We start from the raw sequence: 18848 nt of genomic DNA, 5'->3' as shown, positions 1-18848 counted from the left end.
GCAGGTTTACATACAAACGGCAAAACCCCACTCACACCACCACCTCGCCACTGATCCACCCGCCGACTCCGACCCGCTCATGAACCAGAATCCGTCCCTGTCATCTCCTCCCCAGCCCCCGAAGAAAAAAGGCATGTCCGGCCTCGCCGTGGCGGGCATTGGTTGCGGGGCCCTCCTCCTGCTCACCGGCATCGCGGGTGGGCTGCTGGTGATGAAGGGCTGCCAGAAGATCAAAGAGGTGGCAGGCGATCTCGACTTCGAAAAGAACCCGACCAAGGCGGCGGCGCTGATGGCGCTGCGCCTCAATCCAGATCTTGAGATCGTCACCGTCAATGACGCGACGGGTGAAGTCACGGTGAAAGAGAAAAAGTCTGGCGACACCATCACGATGTCGTTTGAAGACATCGCGCAGGGCAAGTTCACCATCAAGAATGCCAAGGGCGAAACCGTCACCATGGACGCATCAAACGCGCAAAAGCAGGGCGTGGTGGTGACAGGTCCAGAAGGTCAGACCGTCATCGGCGGCAGTCAGAGCGCGCCTCCGGAATGGGTGCAACTCTATCCCGGTGCCTCTCAGAATGGCGGCATGCGCAATGAGAAGGGCAAATCCGTGAATGGCTCCTATGCCATGGAGACGGCGGACAGCAACGAGAACGTCAGCAAGTACTACGGCGAGCAACTGAAGGCCGCTGGCTATGAAACCAACTTCACGGCTACCAGGACGGCTGACGGAGACATGACCATGATCAATGCCACGAAGGACGCTGGCAAACGCACGCAGACGGTGATGATCCAATCCACCGGCGGAAAGACGCATATTGGTCTGAGCTACTCTCTGGAAACCGAGAACTGATCTTTTTTCCCCACCCCAAAACCGGGACCTGAAGTGCGCCGCGGGTGTGCTTCAGGTCTTTTTTATGTATCCACATTTCTCCATGAAGAAGCATTGCAAATCTCCGCTGATTGGCTAGAGCCTGCGGCATCCCGTCATGCGCTTGTTCCCCCGCCCTTTTTTCGTGATTTCAGCCCGTGCCGCGGCTCTGGCGGCGCTCAGTCTGCTTGGTCATTGGGCCAGCCCCTGCCCGGCGCAAAGTCCGGCCAAGGCTCCCAAGAGTGTCCCCCTCATCACAGGAATCCGGACCTGGAGATTTGTGGATGGTACTTCATTGAGGTTTGCGGTGCTGGAGGTCCGTGGTGAGGTTGTGAATTGCCGCGTGGCAGGAGGCAAGCGCGCCAGCCGTCCCCTCTCTGCCTTCGCTCCAGAGCACAAGGCGGATCTGGAAAAGATTCGCAAGCAGGAAGTGAAGGTGGCGGAGGATACGGGAGCCGGCATCCCTCGCCATTCCATCACACCCGTGGGTGTTCCTCCATTTGCCCCCAATTTGAGCGAGCGCCCTGAGGAGTACATGACGAGGAACCCCGTCGGCCTGCCCAGGAAGTGGACCCGTACCGACGGCAAAACGGTCGAGGGTTGCCTCCTGAATGTCACGGATGACCAGGTGGCCATCTGGATCAACAACCGCTCCTATCCCGTGCCGGTAGACATGCTCGACAAGGATTCTCTCGACTACCTGCAACGAACCCTCAAGGGGGAGGAGCTGATGATTCCGCTGAAATTCGAGTGGGGCAGCGCCTCGCTCGCTGAGGCGGAGGGCAATTGGACGTTTCGCGCCTATGTGCCAAATGATCGGGCCGCTATCGGCTACAAGAACGCTGTCACTTTCGAAGTGGCCTTCACCAAAGCACGAGAGTTCATGGAAGAAAAGGTTGGCGATCTGTCCTACTGGAAACTGGAAAAAGTTGAGGAGTTCAACTGGTGGAACCACCCCAATACCATCTACCAGCCTCCCGCTTGGAAAGAAGCCACGGAGCGCCCTTCAGCAGGGAGGATATTCTGGTTCACCACGAAAGACACGAAGGCCCTCAAACTGGCTGCCCAAAAGATCCCCAAGTATGCCGTCCCCTTGCGACAGAGCGCGTACGCGATCATTCCAGTCTTTGCAGACGGAGACATTTCACTGTGGGATTCACAACGTTGACATTGACTATGCGCACCTTCAGCTTCCGTCCCTTCCGTCCCTTCCGTCCCTTCCGTCCCTTCCGTCAGGTAGCCGTCATCGCCCTGATCGCCATCGCATGTCCGCTGGGTGGCCTGCGGCTCCACGCCGTCGTGCCTGATCCCGTGTTGGTTCGCAGCTTCGGCACCAATGACGCGCAAGGAAGACCTGTCGGAATCTACTATGTGGCCTCCCTGTCGTCTTTGCGCAAAGTGGGTCCTTGGTCGGTGCAAAGCCGCACACTGCCTCCTCTGACCCGCAACGCTGCCCTGGCCATCGCGGTCGCGTATTATCGGCAGGTGACGAGTTACAAGGGAAGGTTCGAGTCGCTCGAAAGTGAAATGTTCTGGTTCAACAACGAATCGACTCCTACAGACATCTGCCAATATGCGTACGAGTTTGACCTTACGGAATCGACTCCCGGACACCCCAGCCAGACCATCATCGTGACCATGGACGGACTTGTGGCTGAAAAGTTGTATGACGCGGAATACAACAAGATCAAGAGGTGAGGCATCCTTGCGTGGCCCCTGTAAGTTGCCATGCCCAAGGTTCATATCTCGATGGCTAACCTCCAGTTCCATCAACTCCCTCCCACCGCGCTGCGCACCCGCTCCACCAACTCATTGTCCCGTTCTCCGGAACCCCGAAAATAAAACACGCTCGATGCCAGCAACTGATCCCGCCACGGGCGGCTGAGCTGGCCGTAGTCCTCCAGCACCGCTGAGCTGAATTTGTAGTCGTGTGAGTTCGTGCCCTTCATGAACACCAACCTGCGGGCGGCATCGGAAAATGCCCGCGCATCAGGACGGTCTTTCAAATACCCTAGAACCTTCCTCGCCGCCGTGAGCCGATCCTTGCCGATCTCTGCAAAGATCTCCGCCACAGCCTCGTCTCCCTTTGTGGAGGGCATGACGGGTTCCAACTGGTCGATGTGCACGCCATTGTCCGCCCGGCCACCGCGATACAGCGGGAGAAAGGCCGCATTCTGCAGCAGCAGCAATCGCCTAGTTTCATCGCTCCGCACCCGCTGCCAGGCGTAGTGAACCGCGTTGGTGAAAGTCATGGCATGTAGAGATACAATGCCCGGAGCCTGAATCAGATACTCCCCCGCTCCATCGAAGCAGCCTTCAAACAGCGACTGCGGCGACACACCGCGGTTCAGCAGATCCAGGGTCAGCTGGCTGGCATCTGATGAAGATCCCGCGCGCAGCGTTTGCAGCACTTCACGCGTGGCTCCACCATCCATCTTGCCCGCTGTCCAACCGTCTCTCACCTTGGCCAACCGCTCTTGATTTTCCCGAAACGGCCTGTCCGCCGGAAGATCGGCCTGGGCAGGATTCACATTCGCCCCGGAGCGATCCAGCAAGGCGTAAGCCAGTGAGCGCAACACCGGCTCCGCATGCTGCCAGCCGATCACCTCCAGGGTGCGGAAGCTGTTGGCCACGTAAATGGCCTTGTGTCCGATATCCCGAAAGTCCCGCACGCCGTAGCGGGTGAAGAGTTCAAACAAGTCATGCGCACTGCTATGCCTCACCAAGCTGACAATGGCGGCATCCGCAGCGGATTCATCCCAGTTGTCCATGGCGTCGATGAATGCCTGGCGGGCCGCATGCGCAAGTGGCAGCTTGGATTCCTCCACCGGTTCCATCACCCAGTTCCCCTCCCGCACATTCGCCGCCTGGGAGGACTTGAACTGGTCCAGCGCCCAAAAGATAGGCAGCCAACGATCCGAGTCCGGCGAGGCCAGACTGGCCAGGTGCGCGGAGTTCACCACGAGCACGGCGTGGAACTTGAACCCCACCGGGCGCGGCTGCACGCTGCGCACACCCGCCAGCATGAGCGCAGCAAGCACCTCCCTGTAGCTGAGTCCACGTTGGATCCGCGAACCAAACTCCTCCAGCACCCGTTCTCTGGGAGTCTCTTCCAACAAGCGAACCAGCGGCTCGATCTCGGCGTCGAACCGCACCATGTGGGTGGGCACGGTCGCCTCCTGGGCGGAGACAACCGGCAGGCGGGAGAGAAAGCCCAGTTCCCCGAGCGCGGTCAGGGCGGCGCTGTGGCCCAGAAAGGTGCGGCGTTTCATAGCAGAATGGCAGGGAGTGTGCCCTGATTCTACGAAACCCGCACCCGCCTGAACAGCGTTACTTTACCCCGCCCCGCTGTGGGTCACTTCAGCCGTACCTTCACCGCGTAAGCATCGGCCCCCTGCGTTGCCGCCATCGGCACCTTGCCAAAGGCCGTCGGAGCCATCGCCGCTCCTCCCAAAACGGCCGCGCCTTTGCCATCCGCCACAATCGTGTACGCATTGCCCGCCTTGTCCCCGATGGCCAGTTGGTGCCACTGCAACGCGCCAGCGCCATCCAGAGAAGCCAGCAGCACGCTCGTGCGAGCAGTGCCCTCCAGCTTCTGCCCGCCCGCCAGGAGGGCACCAGGACTGGACTCGCCCGTCACCAGCACGCCCCCTGTGCCATTGGGAGCCACGCCCAGCAGATAGTCTGTACCCGCCCCCTGCAACGTCTGGCACCACTTGAGTTTTCCATCCGTGCCAAACTGGGCCACCCAGCCATCACTGTCCTTGTCTCCGGTGGTGGTCCAGCTCTTGTCCCCGGCCTGGAGTCGTCCTTTGAAGATGCCCGCCACCCAGACCGTGCCAGCAGCATCAGCCGTGATTTCATGAACCACAGCTGATGGTGCACCCGGCACAGTACTGAGCCATTGCACATCCCCTTGGGCATTCAGCTTGGCCACCAGCGCATGGGTTTCTTTTCCGGCGGTCAGTTCACGTCCGGAGAAAGAGCCGGTACCAGACACCAGTCCACCGAGGTAGATGTTGTCCGCCGCGTCCAGCGCCACGCCATGGCCACTGCAGGCCGCCTTGCCCTCGCTCCCCTTCACCCACAGCAAGCGGCCGCTGGCATCGTATTTGGCGCAGAAGATGGGACGCGTGCCGGTCAACACTGTCTCGCCGAACTTGGCCGGTCCGACAACCGCCCCGGTCACCACGATGTCACCTTTGCTGTCCACTGCGATGCCATGACCATAGTCATAGCCACTGCCTCCCGCCGTACGCACCCAGAGCAGTTCCCCGGCCGGGCTGTACTTCGCCACAAAGACATCATAGTCGCCGGCATTGGGCAGAGGCTGGCCGAGCGCTTTGGCGTCTGTGCTCTGATGATGCCCTGTGACATAGAGATTGCCCTCGGCATCCGCCGCGACACCGTAGCCGCGATCCACCAGACTGCCGCCCAGAGACCTCGCCCAGAGGAACTTCCCATCCGGAGACGCCTTGGCGATGAAGCAGTCCGTGCTGCCCGCCCCGGGCACGGTGATCTCCCCGAACTTCAAATCGCCATTGGCCTCCCCCACCAGCAAGACATTGCCCTGGCGATCCACATTCACAGCCCGGGTTTTATCAGACTGCGCTCCGCCACCGGAGGCCACCCACTCAAAGGTCTGGCTATACGCAGCACAAGGAAGAAGCAGGGCCATCAGCCCAGCTCGTGCACGGGTGGGCAAGGAACGGGACAACAACGAGGAGGTCAGGATCATGCAGCCGATACGGCCGGGCAACCCGCAGGTTTCACCCAGGGCCGGACTCGGTCACGAATCTACCAGAGTCCGTCACGGGAAACGATTTCTCCACTCAGCACCACCCTGCTGACATAGGGCTGTCAGTGCCCTGTCATAGACTGGTCCCATGAATGCAACTGCCTGCGAAGCCCCCCGCCCCCTGGCCACCAATTCCCCCGCTGAGCTGCTGGCTCAGAAATACGTGGCCGCCATGAACTCCCAGAATCCAGACGCCGTGGCCCGCTGCTTTGATCCCGATGCCCTGGTGGAAGACGAGCATCGCCGCCACACGGGCACCATCCAAATTCACACCTGGATTTCGGAGGCGTTTGAGAAGTACCACCCGGTGCTGGATGTGCGAGAGGTCACGGGTGGCGACGGCCGGATCACCATCACGGGGCTGGTCTCCGGCACCTTCGATGGCAGCCCGGTCATGCTGCAACACCAGCTGGAGCACGATGGCTGGCTCATCACCCATCTGGAAATCCACCCCGCAGAATGAGCCCACCCCAGGCACTGGGTTCATGAGCCAACAAGAACGCCCCTCCGGTCGGGAGGGGCGTCGCAAAGTCAGCAAATGCTGGAATCCTCTTAGTGAAGGGAATCCTGGGTCAGCCCCCCGTCAATCATGCGCCACAGCCCAGTGGGATTCGCGTTTTGCAGCGGAGCGGGGAGGCTCTCGTCAGGGAAGCCCTGGTAGCAAACCGGACGGACAAAGCGGTAGATGGCCGCGGTGCCGATGCTGGTGAAGTAGCTATGAGTGGAGGACGGGTAAGGACCGCCGTGATGCATGGACGGACAAACCTCGATCCCGGTGCCGAAACCGTTGAAGATGATGCGGCCAACCTTCCGCTCCAGAATGCGGATGAGGCGGGCGTGCTCGCGCAAATCTTCAGGCGTGCCGTGGATGCTGGCGGTGAGCTGTCCCTGTAGGGACTCTGCCACCTGCTCCAGCTCTTCCTTGCTCTGGCAGCGGGTCACGATGGACGCCGGGCCAAAGACCTCCTCATGCAGGTCTTCGTTGGTACGGTAAGTATCCAGATCCGTGGAAAACACCATCGCAGAGGCCTGTGCGGCATTGCCACGGGCGGTGCCTTCTGACATACCCAGCAGATCAATCCCCTTCACACGGCTGATGCGCTTCAACCCATCCTTGAAAGCCTGGGAGATGCCGAAGTGCAACATGGTGGAGGGTGGCCACGCGCGCACCAGGGAGGCCGTCTTGTCTGTGAAGTCCTGAAACCCTTCGCTCTTCACCCCGAAGACCACGCCGGGGTTCGTGCAGAACTGACCGACGCCCATGGTTAGGGAACCCACAAAGCTCTCAGCAATCTGGGCGCCACGCTGTTGCAGTGCGCCGGGAAGAAGAAAGACAGGATTCACGCTGCCCAGCTCACCGTAGAAGGGAATGGGAGTGGGCCGGGCATTGGCGGCGTCAAAAAGCGCTCTGCCACCGCGGAGAGAGCCAGTGAAGGCCACGGCGGTGGTCAGAGGATGCTGCACCAGGGCCATGCCGATCTCCACGCCACGACCATGCACCATGGAGAATGTGCCTGAAGGCATGCCGCTGCGGTCCGCCGCCTCGGAGATGACCCGGGCAATCATCTCACACGTACCAGGATGGCCAGGGTGGGCCTTAGCGACCACCGGACAGCCCGCGGCGAGAGCGCTCACGGTATCCGTACCGGCCACTGAGATGGCGAAGGGGAAGTTACTGGCACCAAACACGACCACCGGCCCCACCGGCTGCATGAAGCGGCGGATGTCCGGCTTGGCCAGTGGCTGACGGTCAGGGATGGCGCGGTCGATGCGGATCTCCTGCCAGGAGCCCTCCCGGATGAGACGGGCAAAAAGGCGGGCCTGCCCCGTGGTGCGGCCTCGCTCTCCTGAGAGGCGGGCGAGAGGCAGCCCCGTCTCAGCTTGGGCGCGCTCCAGCAGGGCATCCCCCAGCGCTTCGATGCCATCGGCGATCGCGTCCAGAAAGGCGGCTCGTTCCGCCGGGGTCTTGCTCCGCAGAATGTCGAACGCCTCATCCGCTGCCTGCAGCGCCTGGTCGGCCAATTCCACCGGAGCCTCATGCACAGGAGGGGCCAGATCAGCGCCCGTGGACGGGTTGACGGGAAGAAACGTCACACCCGACTCGGAGCGGGTGACCTTGCCTGCGATGATGGAATGGCCGTGGAGGGTCATCCGTAACTAAGCATCTAACTCGGGTAGAAATAAAGCAGTTTTGTGAGATGCCCCACCCGGTTTTTCGCCCGGGTTGGACTGCCCCCAGCCGCGCAGACAGAAGCGCAAGGCTGAACCTGGAGGCGAATCAGGGAGGACGCCCCCCAACTGCGGCGTCACAACACCCTCCCCCACATGCCTGCCTCCGACTCCTGCCGCTGGACCCGTCCCGTGGTGATCCTCAATCGCGAATCTGGAACCATCTCCTCGCTCGGGCCCGAGCACGTCGCCACACGCTTGCGGGAAATCTTTGCCGAGCTGGGAGCCGAGGCGGACGTCCGGCTCGTCCGCGGAGCGGAAATAGAACCCACGCTGGTCGAGGCCCGCGATGGGGACGCAGACGCCGTCATCATTGGCGGCGGAGACGGCTCCGTGGCCACCGCGGCCAGCGTACTGGCCGGGCATGAGAAGCCGCTCGGCATCTTGCCACTGGGGACCTTCAATCTCGCCGCCCGGGATGTGGGCATGAACCTGGACTGGGAAGAGGCAGCGCGCCAGCTCACCCAGGCCCCAGAGGGCGCCATGGACCTGCTGGATGTGGATGGCAGCATGTTCTTCTGCGTAGTGGTGCTGGGCTTCTACCCGGCACTCGTTTTAGGCAAGCCAGAGTATCACGGCAACTGGCTGGTGAAGGCCTGGCGCACGGCCACGGCGTCCATCAAGAGCGCCGCCACCTTCCCACCACTGGACCTGGTGCTAAAAGACGATGACGGTCGCGAGGTCCGCCGGCGCACCCGCATCGCCCTCATGGCGAACAATGACTATGAGGACCTCTTCGGCATCATCCCGCGGCGTCGCTCGCTGGATGCCGGTTATTTCACCGTGTATGTTTCCACGCACCGCAGCCGCTGGGGACTGCTGAAGTCCAGCCTGGCCTGGCTGATGGGACGCTGGAAGGAGGACAAGGAGCTGACCGTGATTCACACCACAGAGCTGGAGGTGCAGGTAAAGCGCAAATCCAGAATCCCGGTGATGCGGGATGGGGAGATCGACAAGCTGCGGGTGCCCTTCCGCATCCGGATCCGCCCCAAGGCCCTGCGCGTGCTGGCTCCCCGACTGGCGGAACCTGTGACAGAGTCAGTTGACCCAGGAAACAACCAGCCGGAGCATGCCACCCATGAGGCTGGTGCACCTGTCTGACCTGCACTTCGGTGCCATCACCCTGGGGCGACCGGAGGCCCTTCGCGAGGCCGTCCAGGCCGTCGGTGCCGACCTCACCGTGATCAGCGGAGACCTCACTCAGAAGGGTCGGCATCGTGAGTTCGTGGCCGCCCGCGACTTTCTGGACACTCTGCCCGGACCCCGCTTCGTGGTCCCAGGAAATCACGACATGCCCCACGGAGTGCACCTCTGGGCACGCTTTGACCACCCGTGGCGGATCTATCAGGAGGTGCTGGGGAAAGAGCTGGAGCCCACGCTGCACGCCCCTGGCATGGTGGTCGCCGGCATGAACTCAGGGAGACCCGGTGGACTCTATGTGGACTGGTCTCGCGGACGGCTTTCCGCAGGGCAGCTCATCCGCCTCCGCCAGCAATACCTCGAAGCCGCCCCTGAGGCCCTCAGGGTACTCGTGGTCCACCATCCCCCCGCTGCTCCCCCCCAAGGGACGCGCCGCCACCTCATCGACAAGCGTCCAGCCCTCTTCGGTGCCCTGAATGAAGCCGGTGTCGACCTCGTGCTCTCCGGCCACTTTCACCTCAGCTATGCCGTGCCTGTGAAGCTACCCGGCGTACATCCCCGCCACTTCGTTCTTTCCGTCACCTCCACGGCCACCTCCCATCGGCTCAAGGGGGAGCCCAATGGATTCCACGTGATCGAGGGCGACCGACAGCAGTTGCAAGTCCAGGCCTGGACCTGGACGGACGCGGCCTACGTGCCGACCCGCACATGGCAGTTCCACCGGGGTGAGGATGGGGACTGGACCGAAGCCAAACCTCCGCCCCGGGAGCACAAGCTGATTCAAATCCAGCGAGACCGGAACCCAAACCGACCGCGTGTGGCAACTGAGGGCGATCAAGGAGCGGTTTGAAACTCAGGGAGCCATAGACAAGCAGATGCTCAGGGGCGCAGCCCCGGCTGCATTTGGCGGGAAGGGAGGCCGTGGACTTCCAGTGTTTTTCGCTTCCTCTTTCTCTTACTATTCCTATTTCCTTTTCTCTTACTATTACGTTCAACGCCGTTGGCAGTTCCGTTGAACGGAATTCCAGTTTCCGTTCAACAGACGTTCAGGCCCTCCGCCCCACTCCCAGGCCGATTCCAACGCCATGCATTTTCAGAAATGGTTTTCAGGTTCATCTTTTTCGCCGCTGGTGTGTCCGACCGCATTTACCAAATCTTGAGCTTTGTTCGCGCCGAAGTGGGTCTCGAACGAACTGACGTCCCCCCCCAGAGCCGGCCTCCCCTCATAGTCCACCAATCCAACCGCCACCCGATGGGCCTACCGCTGCGCGGTAGAAGCGACGTTCTCCTTACCATGGGTTGCACTCGCTCCGCTCGCTTCACCCATGGCTACGGATGGCGAACCCTCCGGGTTCAGGAAGTCACGTATCGAGAGCCAACCAACGACGCTGCCGCCAAGGAACCATCACTGCTCCGTCATTCAGGCGACGCTCTTCCTCGAAGTGGATATTCCATAAGCCCCACATTGGCGAGCTTCGAGCGAGCCTACGTGGGTATGGGACGATTCAAGTTTTTACTCCGAAGAAGTTGTGGCGGTCGGCCTGCCTTTCGCATCCAAGGTTCCCTGGCAGGAAGTCCGGCCCGTCATGCTTTGCCGACCGAGTGAAGCGAGGACTGCCCGGGGAACAACACACGCTACTCTACCGCGGAGCGGTAGACCCATATCACGACCGGCCCCACATCGCACTTTGCCACTGTAGCTCAGGGCCGCCAGTCACGCCGGACCTGCCGCGGCATGAACCAACTCGCGGCACCACTCCATCACTCCATCACTCCATCACTCCATCACTCCATCACTCCATCACTCCATCACTCCATCTCTCCACCACTCCTCCTCCTACCTCCTCCTGAACCAGATCTCCTCCACCCGATCCTCCTTCTTGGCAGCCAGCATCCGGTAGAGCAAGACGCCCCCGAGCACAAAGAGTCCCCACCGCTTCCAGCCGTGCTGGGCGGCACCGCTGCGCAGCATGCCCACCCCTGTGGCCAGGCAGGCCAGCTTCCCGGCCCCGCTCGCAAGCTGCGTCGCCCCGGGGTGTTGCTGCTGCCATCGTCCGCTCCCAATGTGGGGAGCCACCTTGGAAATAAACTCAGACACGTTCATGCGTCTGAATCGGTCCCCGGAAACACACCGGACGTCCACACGTGCCGTGAGTTCCAGATCAGATCAGATCAGATCAGATCACCCCACCTTGCCAATCCAGGCCAGGAACTCGCGGTTCCCATCGGTGCCTTGAATCGGAGAATCGGTGAGCCCCTTCCAGACCCAACCGGGCTGGCTCTTTACAAAGGTCTCAATCTTCAGGCACGCCTTCTCATGGAGTGCTGTCTCTCGCACGATCCCGCCCCGGCCAATTTCTTCACGACTCAACTCGAACTGAGGCTTGATCAGCACCAGCGCCTCACCGCCCGCCTTCAACACCTGAAAAGCGGGTGGCAGCACGAGGGTGAGTGAAATGAACGAGACATCGGCGACAATGATGTCCACCTCCTCGCCCACGTCCTCCACCTTCAGATGACGGACGTTGTAGTTTTCGCGCGAGACCACTCGCGGATCGCTGCGCAGTTTCCACACGAGCTGGTTGGTCCCGACGTCGAAGGCGAAAACCTTGACCGCTCCATGCTGGAGGAGGCAGTCGGTAAAGCCTCCCGTGGAAGCCCCCACGTCAAAGCACACCTTCCCCTCGGGAGATACGCCGAAGGCTGCAAGAGCCCCTTCCATCTTGAACCCACCCCGGCTCACATACTTGGGAGGCTCTTTGACGCGAATAACGCAGTCCTCTCGCACAAGCTGGCCAGCCTTGGTGACCGGCTCATCGTTCACCAGTACTTCGCCAGCGAGGATGAGCCGCTTCCCCTGCTCCCGGGAAGTGCAAAGACCACGCGCCACCAAGAGGTGATCAAGCCGCTGCTTTGCCATTCGCCGGAGTCAGACTGGGGAGAAAAAACGATCTCTACTCTATAAAGAGAGAATCAGAGAGGAGGCAGATCCTGAATGACGTCGTCACCCTGCTGGAGGCTCACCCCCACGGGCACGCTCTCCCTCACGATATCGGCCACGGCATTCCCCTCTTCCACGAGGGTAACCTTGACACGACCGACAATCGCATCACCCCGACGGATGGCAAACGGCATGCCTTTTTCGATTTTGCGACCGGAACCGGAACTGATAATGACAAAGCCGGACTCAAGCTGCACCTCGCTCACCTTGGCAATCGCTGGGGCGGCCACGACCTGACGTTGACGCGGCGTGGGTGGCAGCGGTGCCACGGGTGCCGGAGGGGCACCGGGAACAGCGGCCAAGCCGGGGGCCCCAGGAGTACCGGGTGCACCAGGAGCTGGTGCCCCAATGGTGCCGCCAGGGGGCATTGTGGGGATGCTGGTGGCAGCGCCTTGCACAAGGGCTTCGCTCTCACGGGCAGCGGCGGCCAACTGCTCCGGCGTCGGAGCCGGACGTTTGCCCTTGCCCGTAGCCCCAGGAATCTGATTCACAGCGGGCGCCTCGCCAGCCTGTCTCTCGGCGGCACGCTCCGCCTGATCGGCCGCCTGCTGACGGCGAATCAGCTCCAGCTCATTGGTCACCCCTTTGGCTTGGTTCCGGGCATCCATCATGAGATAACCCATGCCCCCAAAGAGGACGAGCGTGATGATAATGGCAACGAATTTCATGTAGGAAGGGAACGGTATTCAGAGGTCCAGCCAAAGGGCAGCGGAGTTTGAGCCCGCTATTTTGCCCGTTTGGCAGACAACTGAAAACCAAAAACTCTCAATTTGGCGAAAGAGATGTTGCTCGAGGGACCATTAGAGGATCGCCCCGGGCTCATACGAGGCACCTTCAGGGCAGTTCGCGGCCACGGCGTCCACACGGGCGGCGAACTCGTCCACCTGAGCCCCGGCATCGCCTGAGTTGGCACGTCCCTGCTCAAACACGGCTTCGAACTGAGCTGGGGTGAGCCCCAGACGGGCGTCCGCAGCGAGACGATCAAAGAGGTCATTGGCCCGCACCTTGCCGGTGCGGAGATCCTTGGCCACCGCCACGGCGTGCTCCTTGATGGCTTCATGAGCGCCTTCGCGCCCAGCACCTGATTTGACCGCCTCCATGAGGACGGTGGTCGTGAGCAGGAAGGGCAGATAACGCTGGAGCTCAGTCGCCACCACAGCCTCGAACACTTCCATCTGATTGAGGATGGTGAGGAGGGTTTCCAGCAGACCGTCCATGGCGAGGAAGGCATCAGGCAGCATGACGCGACGCACCACTGAGCAGGAGACGTCCCCTTCATTCCACTGGTCGCCAGCCAGGCCGGAGGCCATCGTCAGGTAGCCCTTCAATACCACGTGCAGACCATTCACCCGCTCGCAGGAGCGGCTGTTCATCTTGTGCGGCATCGCGGAGGAGCCGACCTGACCTTTGGCAAAACCTTCGCTGGCCAGTTCGTGACCGGCCATCAGGCGCAGGGTGCGGGCAAAGTCGCCAGGACCGCTGGCAAGGTCCACCAAGGTGCCCACCACGCGCAAATCAAGGCTGCGAGGATACACCTGACCCACGGAACCGAATGCGAGCGGGAGACCGAGGTAAGCCACCATTTTCTCATCCAGCGCACGGGCCTTGGCGGCGTCCCCTTCAAAGAGGCTGATCTGGTCCAAACGGGTTCCGACCGCTCCCTTTAGGCCACGCGCAGGGTAGCTACCGATGACGCTCTGAAGCTGGTGATAAGCACCCAGCATCTCTTCACCGAACATGGCAATGCGCTTGCCGACCGTCGTGACCTGCGCGGCGACGTTGTGCGTGCGGGCCGTCAGCGGGATGTCGCGGGTCTCTTTGGCACGGGCAGCCAGTTTGACCAAGGCGGCCACGCTCTTGCGCTGCACCACCTGCAGGCTGCGGAAGACCTGGAGCTGCTCCACGTTCTCCGTGAGGTCACGGCTGGTCATCCCTTTATGGATGTGCTCATGCCCGGCCAGATCACAGAACTCCTCAATACGGGCCTTCACGTCGTGACGAGTCACCCGCTCACGCTGCATGATGGACTCCAGGTTCACCTGATCCTTCACACGCTCGTAGCTCTCAATCACACCATCCGGCACCGGGATGCCGAGGTCCTTCTGAGCCTTCATCACCGCGATCCAGAGTTCACGCTCAAGCCGTACCTTTCCCTCTCCCGACCAGATGGCGCGCATCGAGGAGGAAGCGTAACGTTCGGCAAGGACATTCGGGATGGCGTCGGACATGGGGTGCGGGAGGGACAAGGGTAAGTGAACGAGGGAAAAGGGGGATGACAGGGATAAGAGAAAAGGGGGCGGGGTCAAGAAAGAAGGCAGGCCTCACGCCAGCGACAGCCTGCTAACGAGGTTTACTGGGCTGCCCTCAATGCCCCCGTCTTGAGGTGATCGCGGAGACCAAGGGGGGATCAGCAGCAGTCCCCCTTCTAACGGTCATCTAGACCAGAACCGGCGGGTGATTTCTTTTTACGCACGTTTCATAAAAAGACGCATCAGGATCGCCCTCCCCTTCCCCGGCATTCTCCTGATCGAGTGAGACAAGGCTGTGAATAATAACTGGTTCACAGAAGTTCCCAGAGGTTCTACACTTCTTCCTCACACGCTTTTAAACGTAAATTACGTGTAAACAGATATTCACAGCCGCAGCTCGTTATTGTGAGCAACTCCAAGCAGCCTACCCGGATCGGGTATCGTGTGAGATCACTTGCCTGTTAATTCTTGATTCGACGTATTTATCTATTTCAACTCTCTTAAGATCAAATAGATAGCGTAGCTTTTTACGTTTTAGAATGAGATCCGAAATTCACAATTTGAGCAAACAGCCGGGATATCTAAAATGCAATCAAAGCAATCTGCCCCCGAAATTCTGAAGTCATGAACAGGCTATTTGTGAATATCTCCAGAGCGATTAAGCCATTGAAAAAGTAAATATTTAACCATGAATATCAAGGTTAGTTAATAAATCAAAGCTGTCAAATTCTAAGAAACAACTTGGATAAAAAATGGCACCGGGAGGGAGGCTGACTGGCCTTGGCCACGAGTTATCAGGGACGGAAATCGAAGTTCAAAACGGACGGTCGAAGGCATCAAAAACGCCGAAGGATGCCCCCTCAAAATGGAAGGCGATCATCCCGACGAAGCCGCAATTTCCCAAGGCTGACCGACCTCATAACATCATTCGAATTCTGCCGTCGGGCGAAATCTTGAGAGCTCAAAAATCAGATCGAGTCAGCCAACGACTGAGCAGCGGCCCCCAATGTCAAACGGACGGCCTGAGCGGCATTCGCCAAATTTTGCTGAGCGGCTCGATACTCAGCCCGACCGGATTCGTTTTCGATCCGGATAGGCTCGAAGCCCAGATCAGCCAACTGATAGGGGCTGGCTCGCATGTCCATGGCCCGCCCCATCAAGGCGACCTCAAAGGCATCTGCCACCAGATCGCTGCCGATCCAGGGCCAGAGTTTGTAGGCCCATTTATAGAGATCCATGTTCGCATGGAGGCAGCCCCCCTGCTCCATTTCCTGCCGCGTTTCAAAGGTGGGATTGAAGGTGTTCAGCGGCCGGGCCTCCGGCGTGTAGAAACGGTAGGCGTCGAAGTGGGTGCAGCACACGGTCTGGCTTTCGACAAAGGACGCCAGCTCCTCGGCGGGCAGGCGCAGGTCGTACCCCGAGTGGCGCACCTGCTCAGCGCTCTGCTTGTACACCATGGCCCACTCATGTAGACCGTGGCAGGCGAATCGGGCAGGTCGGGACGTGATATTCTGGCAGAGCTGCGCCACCCAGCGGGCCTCGCGCTGCACGCGGGCCGGCATCGGCGGCGAGTCCCAAGTCACAGCCTCGGCTCCTTCCGCAAGATCCCACGAGAACCCCAGCCCCGGCACCCAGGTCATGAGTTTGTTGGGCGAGAAGCTGTAGTAGGTGAAGAGGAAGTCCCAGACGGGGTGCTTGGCATTCTGGCTCCGCCGCTGGACGAAGGCCTCCGCGTGCTCCGCCACCCGGGCTCGATGTTGCTGCGTCTTGGCATCCCAAGTTTCCCTCGGCACCACGATCTGCCGCACTCCTGCCGCACTCACTGCGGAAGATGAAGCCATGGGGAGATCGGGGACGGACGGAGTCACAGGGCGGGCACCTTACCCCAGGTGACGACATTTTCCAGCAATCCGGTCATGGCAGGCATGGAGTTCCCCGGGCGCCCACGCAACAATACCCATCCACTTCCCGTTGATCCTCATCATGCTGGCCCACCAGCGTTGCCCGCTTCCGACATCTTCAATATGCCTGGATTCCGCAAGCCCCACACCTTCCTGATTCCAGTCCTGCTGTGCGCAGCCGCACCCTCCTGGGCAGCGACACCTCTGGACTTCAATCGGGACATCCAGCCCATCCTCTCAGAGAACTGCTACCACTGCCACGGCCCGGACAAGGCCGAGCGCAAGGGCGGGCTGCGCTTGGACGAGGAAGCGGCTGCGAAAGCGCTGGTGGACGGGCATATCGCCATCCGGCCCGGAGACAGCAGTCAGAGCACGGCGATCCAGCGGATCTTTTCCACCGACCCGGAGGAGGTGATGCCCACACCCAAGAGCAATCGCAAGCTCACCGCGGCGCAAAAGGAAATGTTGAAGCGCTGGGTGGAGGAAGGAGCCCCCTGGGGCAAGCACTGGGCGTTTGTGAAGCCCGTGAAGGCTGCCGTTCCGGCGTTGCCCGCCAATATCTCCGACGGGAACACCATCGATGCCTTTGTGCTCGACCGGCTGAGCAGGGAAAATGTCGCCCCAAGTACCTTAGCCCCCAAGGAGACGCTGATCCGCCGGGTGACCCTGGATCTGACCGGTCTACCTCCCACCACCGAGGAGGTGTCCGCCTTCCTCGCCGACACTTCCCCCCAAGCCTATGAACGCGTGGTGGATCGCCTGCTGAAGTCGCCCCGGTTCGGCGAGCGGATGACCTGGGACTGGCTGGATGCCGCGCGGTACGCAGACAGCAACGGCTACCAGGGCGATCCCGAGCGCACCATGTGGCCGTGGCGGGACTGGGTGGTGCAGGCCTTCAACTCGAACATGCCCTATGACCAGTTCACTCTCTGGCAGATGGCAGGCGATCTGTTGCCCGAGGCCACGCCGGTGCAGAAGCTTGCGACTGGATTCCATCGCAATCACATGATGAACGGCGAAGGCGGCCGCATCCCGGAAGAAGCCCGGGTGGAAAATGTGATGGACCGCGTGGACACCACCGCCACCGTCTGGCTGGGCCTGACTCTGGCCTGTGCGAAGTGCCACGATCACAAGTTCGATCCTCTCACCCAGCGGGAGTACTACGCGCTGTACGATTTCTTCAACCAGACCTCTGAGGATGGCGCCATCCGCGGGGGCAAGGCCGCCCCCGCCATGGACATGTCCACCCCAGCTGAGCTGGAGCGGGTGAAGAAGGCGGAAGCCCGGGTCGCTACTGTCGCGGCTGACGTGGAGGCCTATGAGCTCAAGAAGTTCCCTCGCGCAGAAGGGGTTCCCCTCATCGAGTCCGATGCGGCCAAGCTACCTGGCAATCTCCCCGCCACCTTGGCGAAGGTGCTTCCGGTGAAACGCAACGTGGACGGGCTGCTCGAAGCCGTCGCCCATTTCAAAAATGAGGGCACGGACCCGGAGTACGTGAAGGTGCTGGAGAAGCTCCTCTCCGCGAACCGGGAACGGACCGCCGCCGCCAATGGCGTGACCAAGGTGATGATCATGGACACGCTGCCGCAGCCCCGGGAGACCTCCATGCTGGCCAAAGGCGCATACGACAAACCCACTGACAAGGTTCAAGCCGGCACTCCCGCGATCCTCCCCGCCCTACTCACGCCCTCGGGCAGTCCCCGCCCCACCCGCCTGGATCTGGGGCGCTGGCTGGTCTCCCCCGAACATCCTCTCACCTCCCGTGTCACCGTAAACCGGCTCTGGCAGGGCCTCTTTGGCATGGGCCTAGTGAAGTCCACGGAGGACTTTGGCGTTCAGGGTGCCAAGCCCTCCCACCCCGAGCTGCTGGACTGGCTGGCTGTCGATTTCATCGAATCCGGCTGGGATGTGAAGGCTCTCTGCAAACAGATCGTCATGAGCCGCACCTACCGGCAATCCTCCCGGGTAACGCCAGAGTTGCTGGAGCGGGATCCTGAGAACCGCCTGCTCGCGAGAGGTGCCCGCCATCGCCTCCCCTCCTGGATGATGCGTGATCAAGCGCTCTTTGCCGCTGGCCTGCTCAATGAAGCCCAGGGCGGTCCACCTGTCCGTCCCTACCAGCCAGAAGGCATCTGGGAGGAGGCCACGTTCGGCAAGATCAGCTACAAACAGGATCACGGCGACGCCCTCTATCGCCGCAGTCTTTACATCTTCTGGCGGCGCATCGTAGGCCCCACCATGTTCTTCGACAACGCGGCCAGACAGACCTGTGACGTGCGCTCCCTCCGCACGAACACGCCTCTACATGCCCTGACCACGCTGAACGACATCACTTACGTGGAGGCGGCCCGCGCCATGGCCCAGCGCGTGCTTCTGACAAGCTCCCTCCCTGACGACCGCACCAAGATCGACCAGGCCTTCCGTCTGGTCACGTGCCGCGTCCCCTCTGCCGAAGAGCGCGACATCATCCTCAGCCGGCTGGACTACCTCCGCACCCAGTATCAGGAAACTCCTGCCGAGGCCGTCAGACTGCTCGCGGTGGGAGAATCACCCAGGGACAAGTCACTTCCTGAAGCCGAACACGCCGCGTGGACCGCCTTGTGCCAGCTTCTGTTGAATCTGGACGAGGCGATCACCCGCGAGTAGGGCCCTGTTTGCG

Annotated in this window: 15 protein-coding genes; 7 read left to right on the top strand and 8 right to left on the bottom strand. The window is 61.1% G+C overall.

Translation table 11 applies throughout. The features are described from left to right. Positions 1–79: 79 nt before the first annotated feature. The 3 genes from BV106_RS17515 (at position 80) to BV106_RS17505 (ending at position 2569) form a co-directional block, all read left to right on the top strand. Positions 80–853: a hypothetical protein gene (locus BV106_RS17515; RefSeq protein WP_038166861.1), complete on the top strand. Its 774-nt coding sequence runs from the start codon at positions 80–82 to the stop codon at positions 851–853. Between the two features lie 163 nt (positions 854–1016). Then, complete coding sequence (locus BV106_RS17510; protein ID WP_265595796.1) at positions 1017–2039, top strand: hypothetical protein; 1023 nt, start codon at positions 1017–1019, stop codon at positions 2037–2039. An 8-nt stretch (positions 2040–2047) separates the two neighbouring features. Beyond that, entirely contained in the window at positions 2048–2569 is a 522-nt protein-coding gene (locus BV106_RS17505; RefSeq protein WP_038166858.1) for a hypothetical protein, read from the top strand. Positions 2570–2640: 71 nt separating this feature from the next. Here BV106_RS17505 and BV106_RS17500 read toward each other — a convergent pair whose 3' ends face one another. After that, positions 2641–4143: a hypothetical protein gene (locus tag BV106_RS17500; protein ID WP_038166851.1), complete on the bottom strand. Its 1503-nt coding sequence runs from the start codon at positions 4141–4143 to the stop codon at positions 2641–2643. A gap of 83 nt (positions 4144–4226) precedes the next feature. Continuing rightward, the gene (locus BV106_RS17495; protein ID WP_038166850.1) at positions 4227–5549 is read right to left on the bottom strand and encodes an SBBP repeat-containing protein; all 1323 of its coding nucleotides are present in this window, start codon (positions 5547–5549) and stop codon (positions 4227–4229) included. Positions 5550–5757: 208 nt separating this feature from the next. Between BV106_RS17495 and BV106_RS17490 the strand changes: the two genes are divergently transcribed. Continuing rightward, positions 5758–6132 (top strand): nuclear transport factor 2 family protein, encoded by a 375-nt coding sequence (locus BV106_RS17490; protein ID WP_051945993.1) that lies wholly within the window; start codon positions 5758–5760, stop codon positions 6130–6132. Positions 6133–6221: 89 nt separating this feature from the next. Here BV106_RS17490 and BV106_RS17485 read toward each other — a convergent pair whose 3' ends face one another. After that, on the bottom strand, positions 6222–7820 hold the full coding sequence (locus tag BV106_RS17485) for an aldehyde dehydrogenase (NADP(+)) (RefSeq protein WP_038166849.1): 1599 nt from the start codon (positions 7818–7820) through the stop codon (positions 6222–6224). A gap of 174 nt (positions 7821–7994) precedes the next feature. Between BV106_RS17485 and BV106_RS17480 the strand changes: the two genes are divergently transcribed. Both BV106_RS17480 and BV106_RS17475 read left to right on the top strand, forming a co-directional pair. Beyond that, a complete protein-coding gene (locus BV106_RS17480) occupies positions 7995–8999 on the top strand; it encodes a diacylglycerol kinase family protein (RefSeq protein ID WP_038166848.1) in 1005 nt (334 codons plus the stop codon). Next, positions 8977–9888: a metallophosphoesterase gene (locus tag BV106_RS17475; RefSeq protein WP_038166846.1), complete on the top strand. Its 912-nt coding sequence runs from the start codon at positions 8977–8979 to the stop codon at positions 9886–9888. Before BV106_RS17480 ends, BV106_RS17475 begins: the two co-directional genes overlap by 23 nt. Positions 9889–10875: 987 nt before the next feature. Here the strand turns inward: BV106_RS17475 and BV106_RS17470 are convergent. The 5 genes from BV106_RS17470 to BV106_RS17450 all read right to left on the bottom strand — a co-directional run bounded on the left by BV106_RS17470 (position 10876) and on the right by BV106_RS17450 (position 16129). Then, positions 10876–11142, bottom strand: coding sequence for a hypothetical protein (locus BV106_RS17470; RefSeq protein ID WP_038166843.1), 267 nt, complete (start codon positions 11140–11142; stop codon positions 10876–10878). A 78-nt stretch (positions 11143–11220) separates the two neighbouring features. Further along, entirely contained in the window at positions 11221–11958 is a 738-nt protein-coding gene (locus BV106_RS17465; protein ID WP_038166841.1) for a TlyA family RNA methyltransferase, read from the bottom strand. A 53-nt stretch (positions 11959–12011) separates the two neighbouring features. Then, on the bottom strand, positions 12012–12707 hold the full coding sequence (locus tag BV106_RS38640) for a hypothetical protein (protein WP_038166839.1): 696 nt from the start codon (positions 12705–12707) through the stop codon (positions 12012–12014). A gap of 132 nt (positions 12708–12839) precedes the next feature. Beyond that, the gene (purB, locus tag BV106_RS17455; protein WP_038166837.1) at positions 12840–14267 is read right to left on the bottom strand and encodes an adenylosuccinate lyase; all 1428 of its coding nucleotides are present in this window, start codon (positions 14265–14267) and stop codon (positions 12840–12842) included. A gap of 989 nt (positions 14268–15256) precedes the next feature. Beyond that, the gene (locus BV106_RS17450) at positions 15257–16129 is read right to left on the bottom strand and encodes a hypothetical protein (protein ID WP_038166835.1); all 873 of its coding nucleotides are present in this window, start codon (positions 16127–16129) and stop codon (positions 15257–15259) included. 183 nt (positions 16130–16312) lie between these two features. Between BV106_RS17450 and BV106_RS17445 the strand changes: the two genes are divergently transcribed. Then, positions 16313–18835, top strand: coding sequence for a PSD1 and planctomycete cytochrome C domain-containing protein (locus BV106_RS17445; RefSeq protein WP_051945995.1), 2523 nt, complete (start codon positions 16313–16315; stop codon positions 18833–18835). Positions 18836–18848: the final 13 nt, after the last annotated feature.

The organism is Verrucomicrobium sp. BvORR106, assembly GCF_000739655.1.
Classification (GTDB): Bacteria; Verrucomicrobiota; Verrucomicrobiia; order Verrucomicrobiales; family Verrucomicrobiaceae; genus Verrucomicrobium.
Note: the sequence above shows the minus strand (reverse complement) of the source record. Positions and strands in the feature narration are given on the sequence as shown.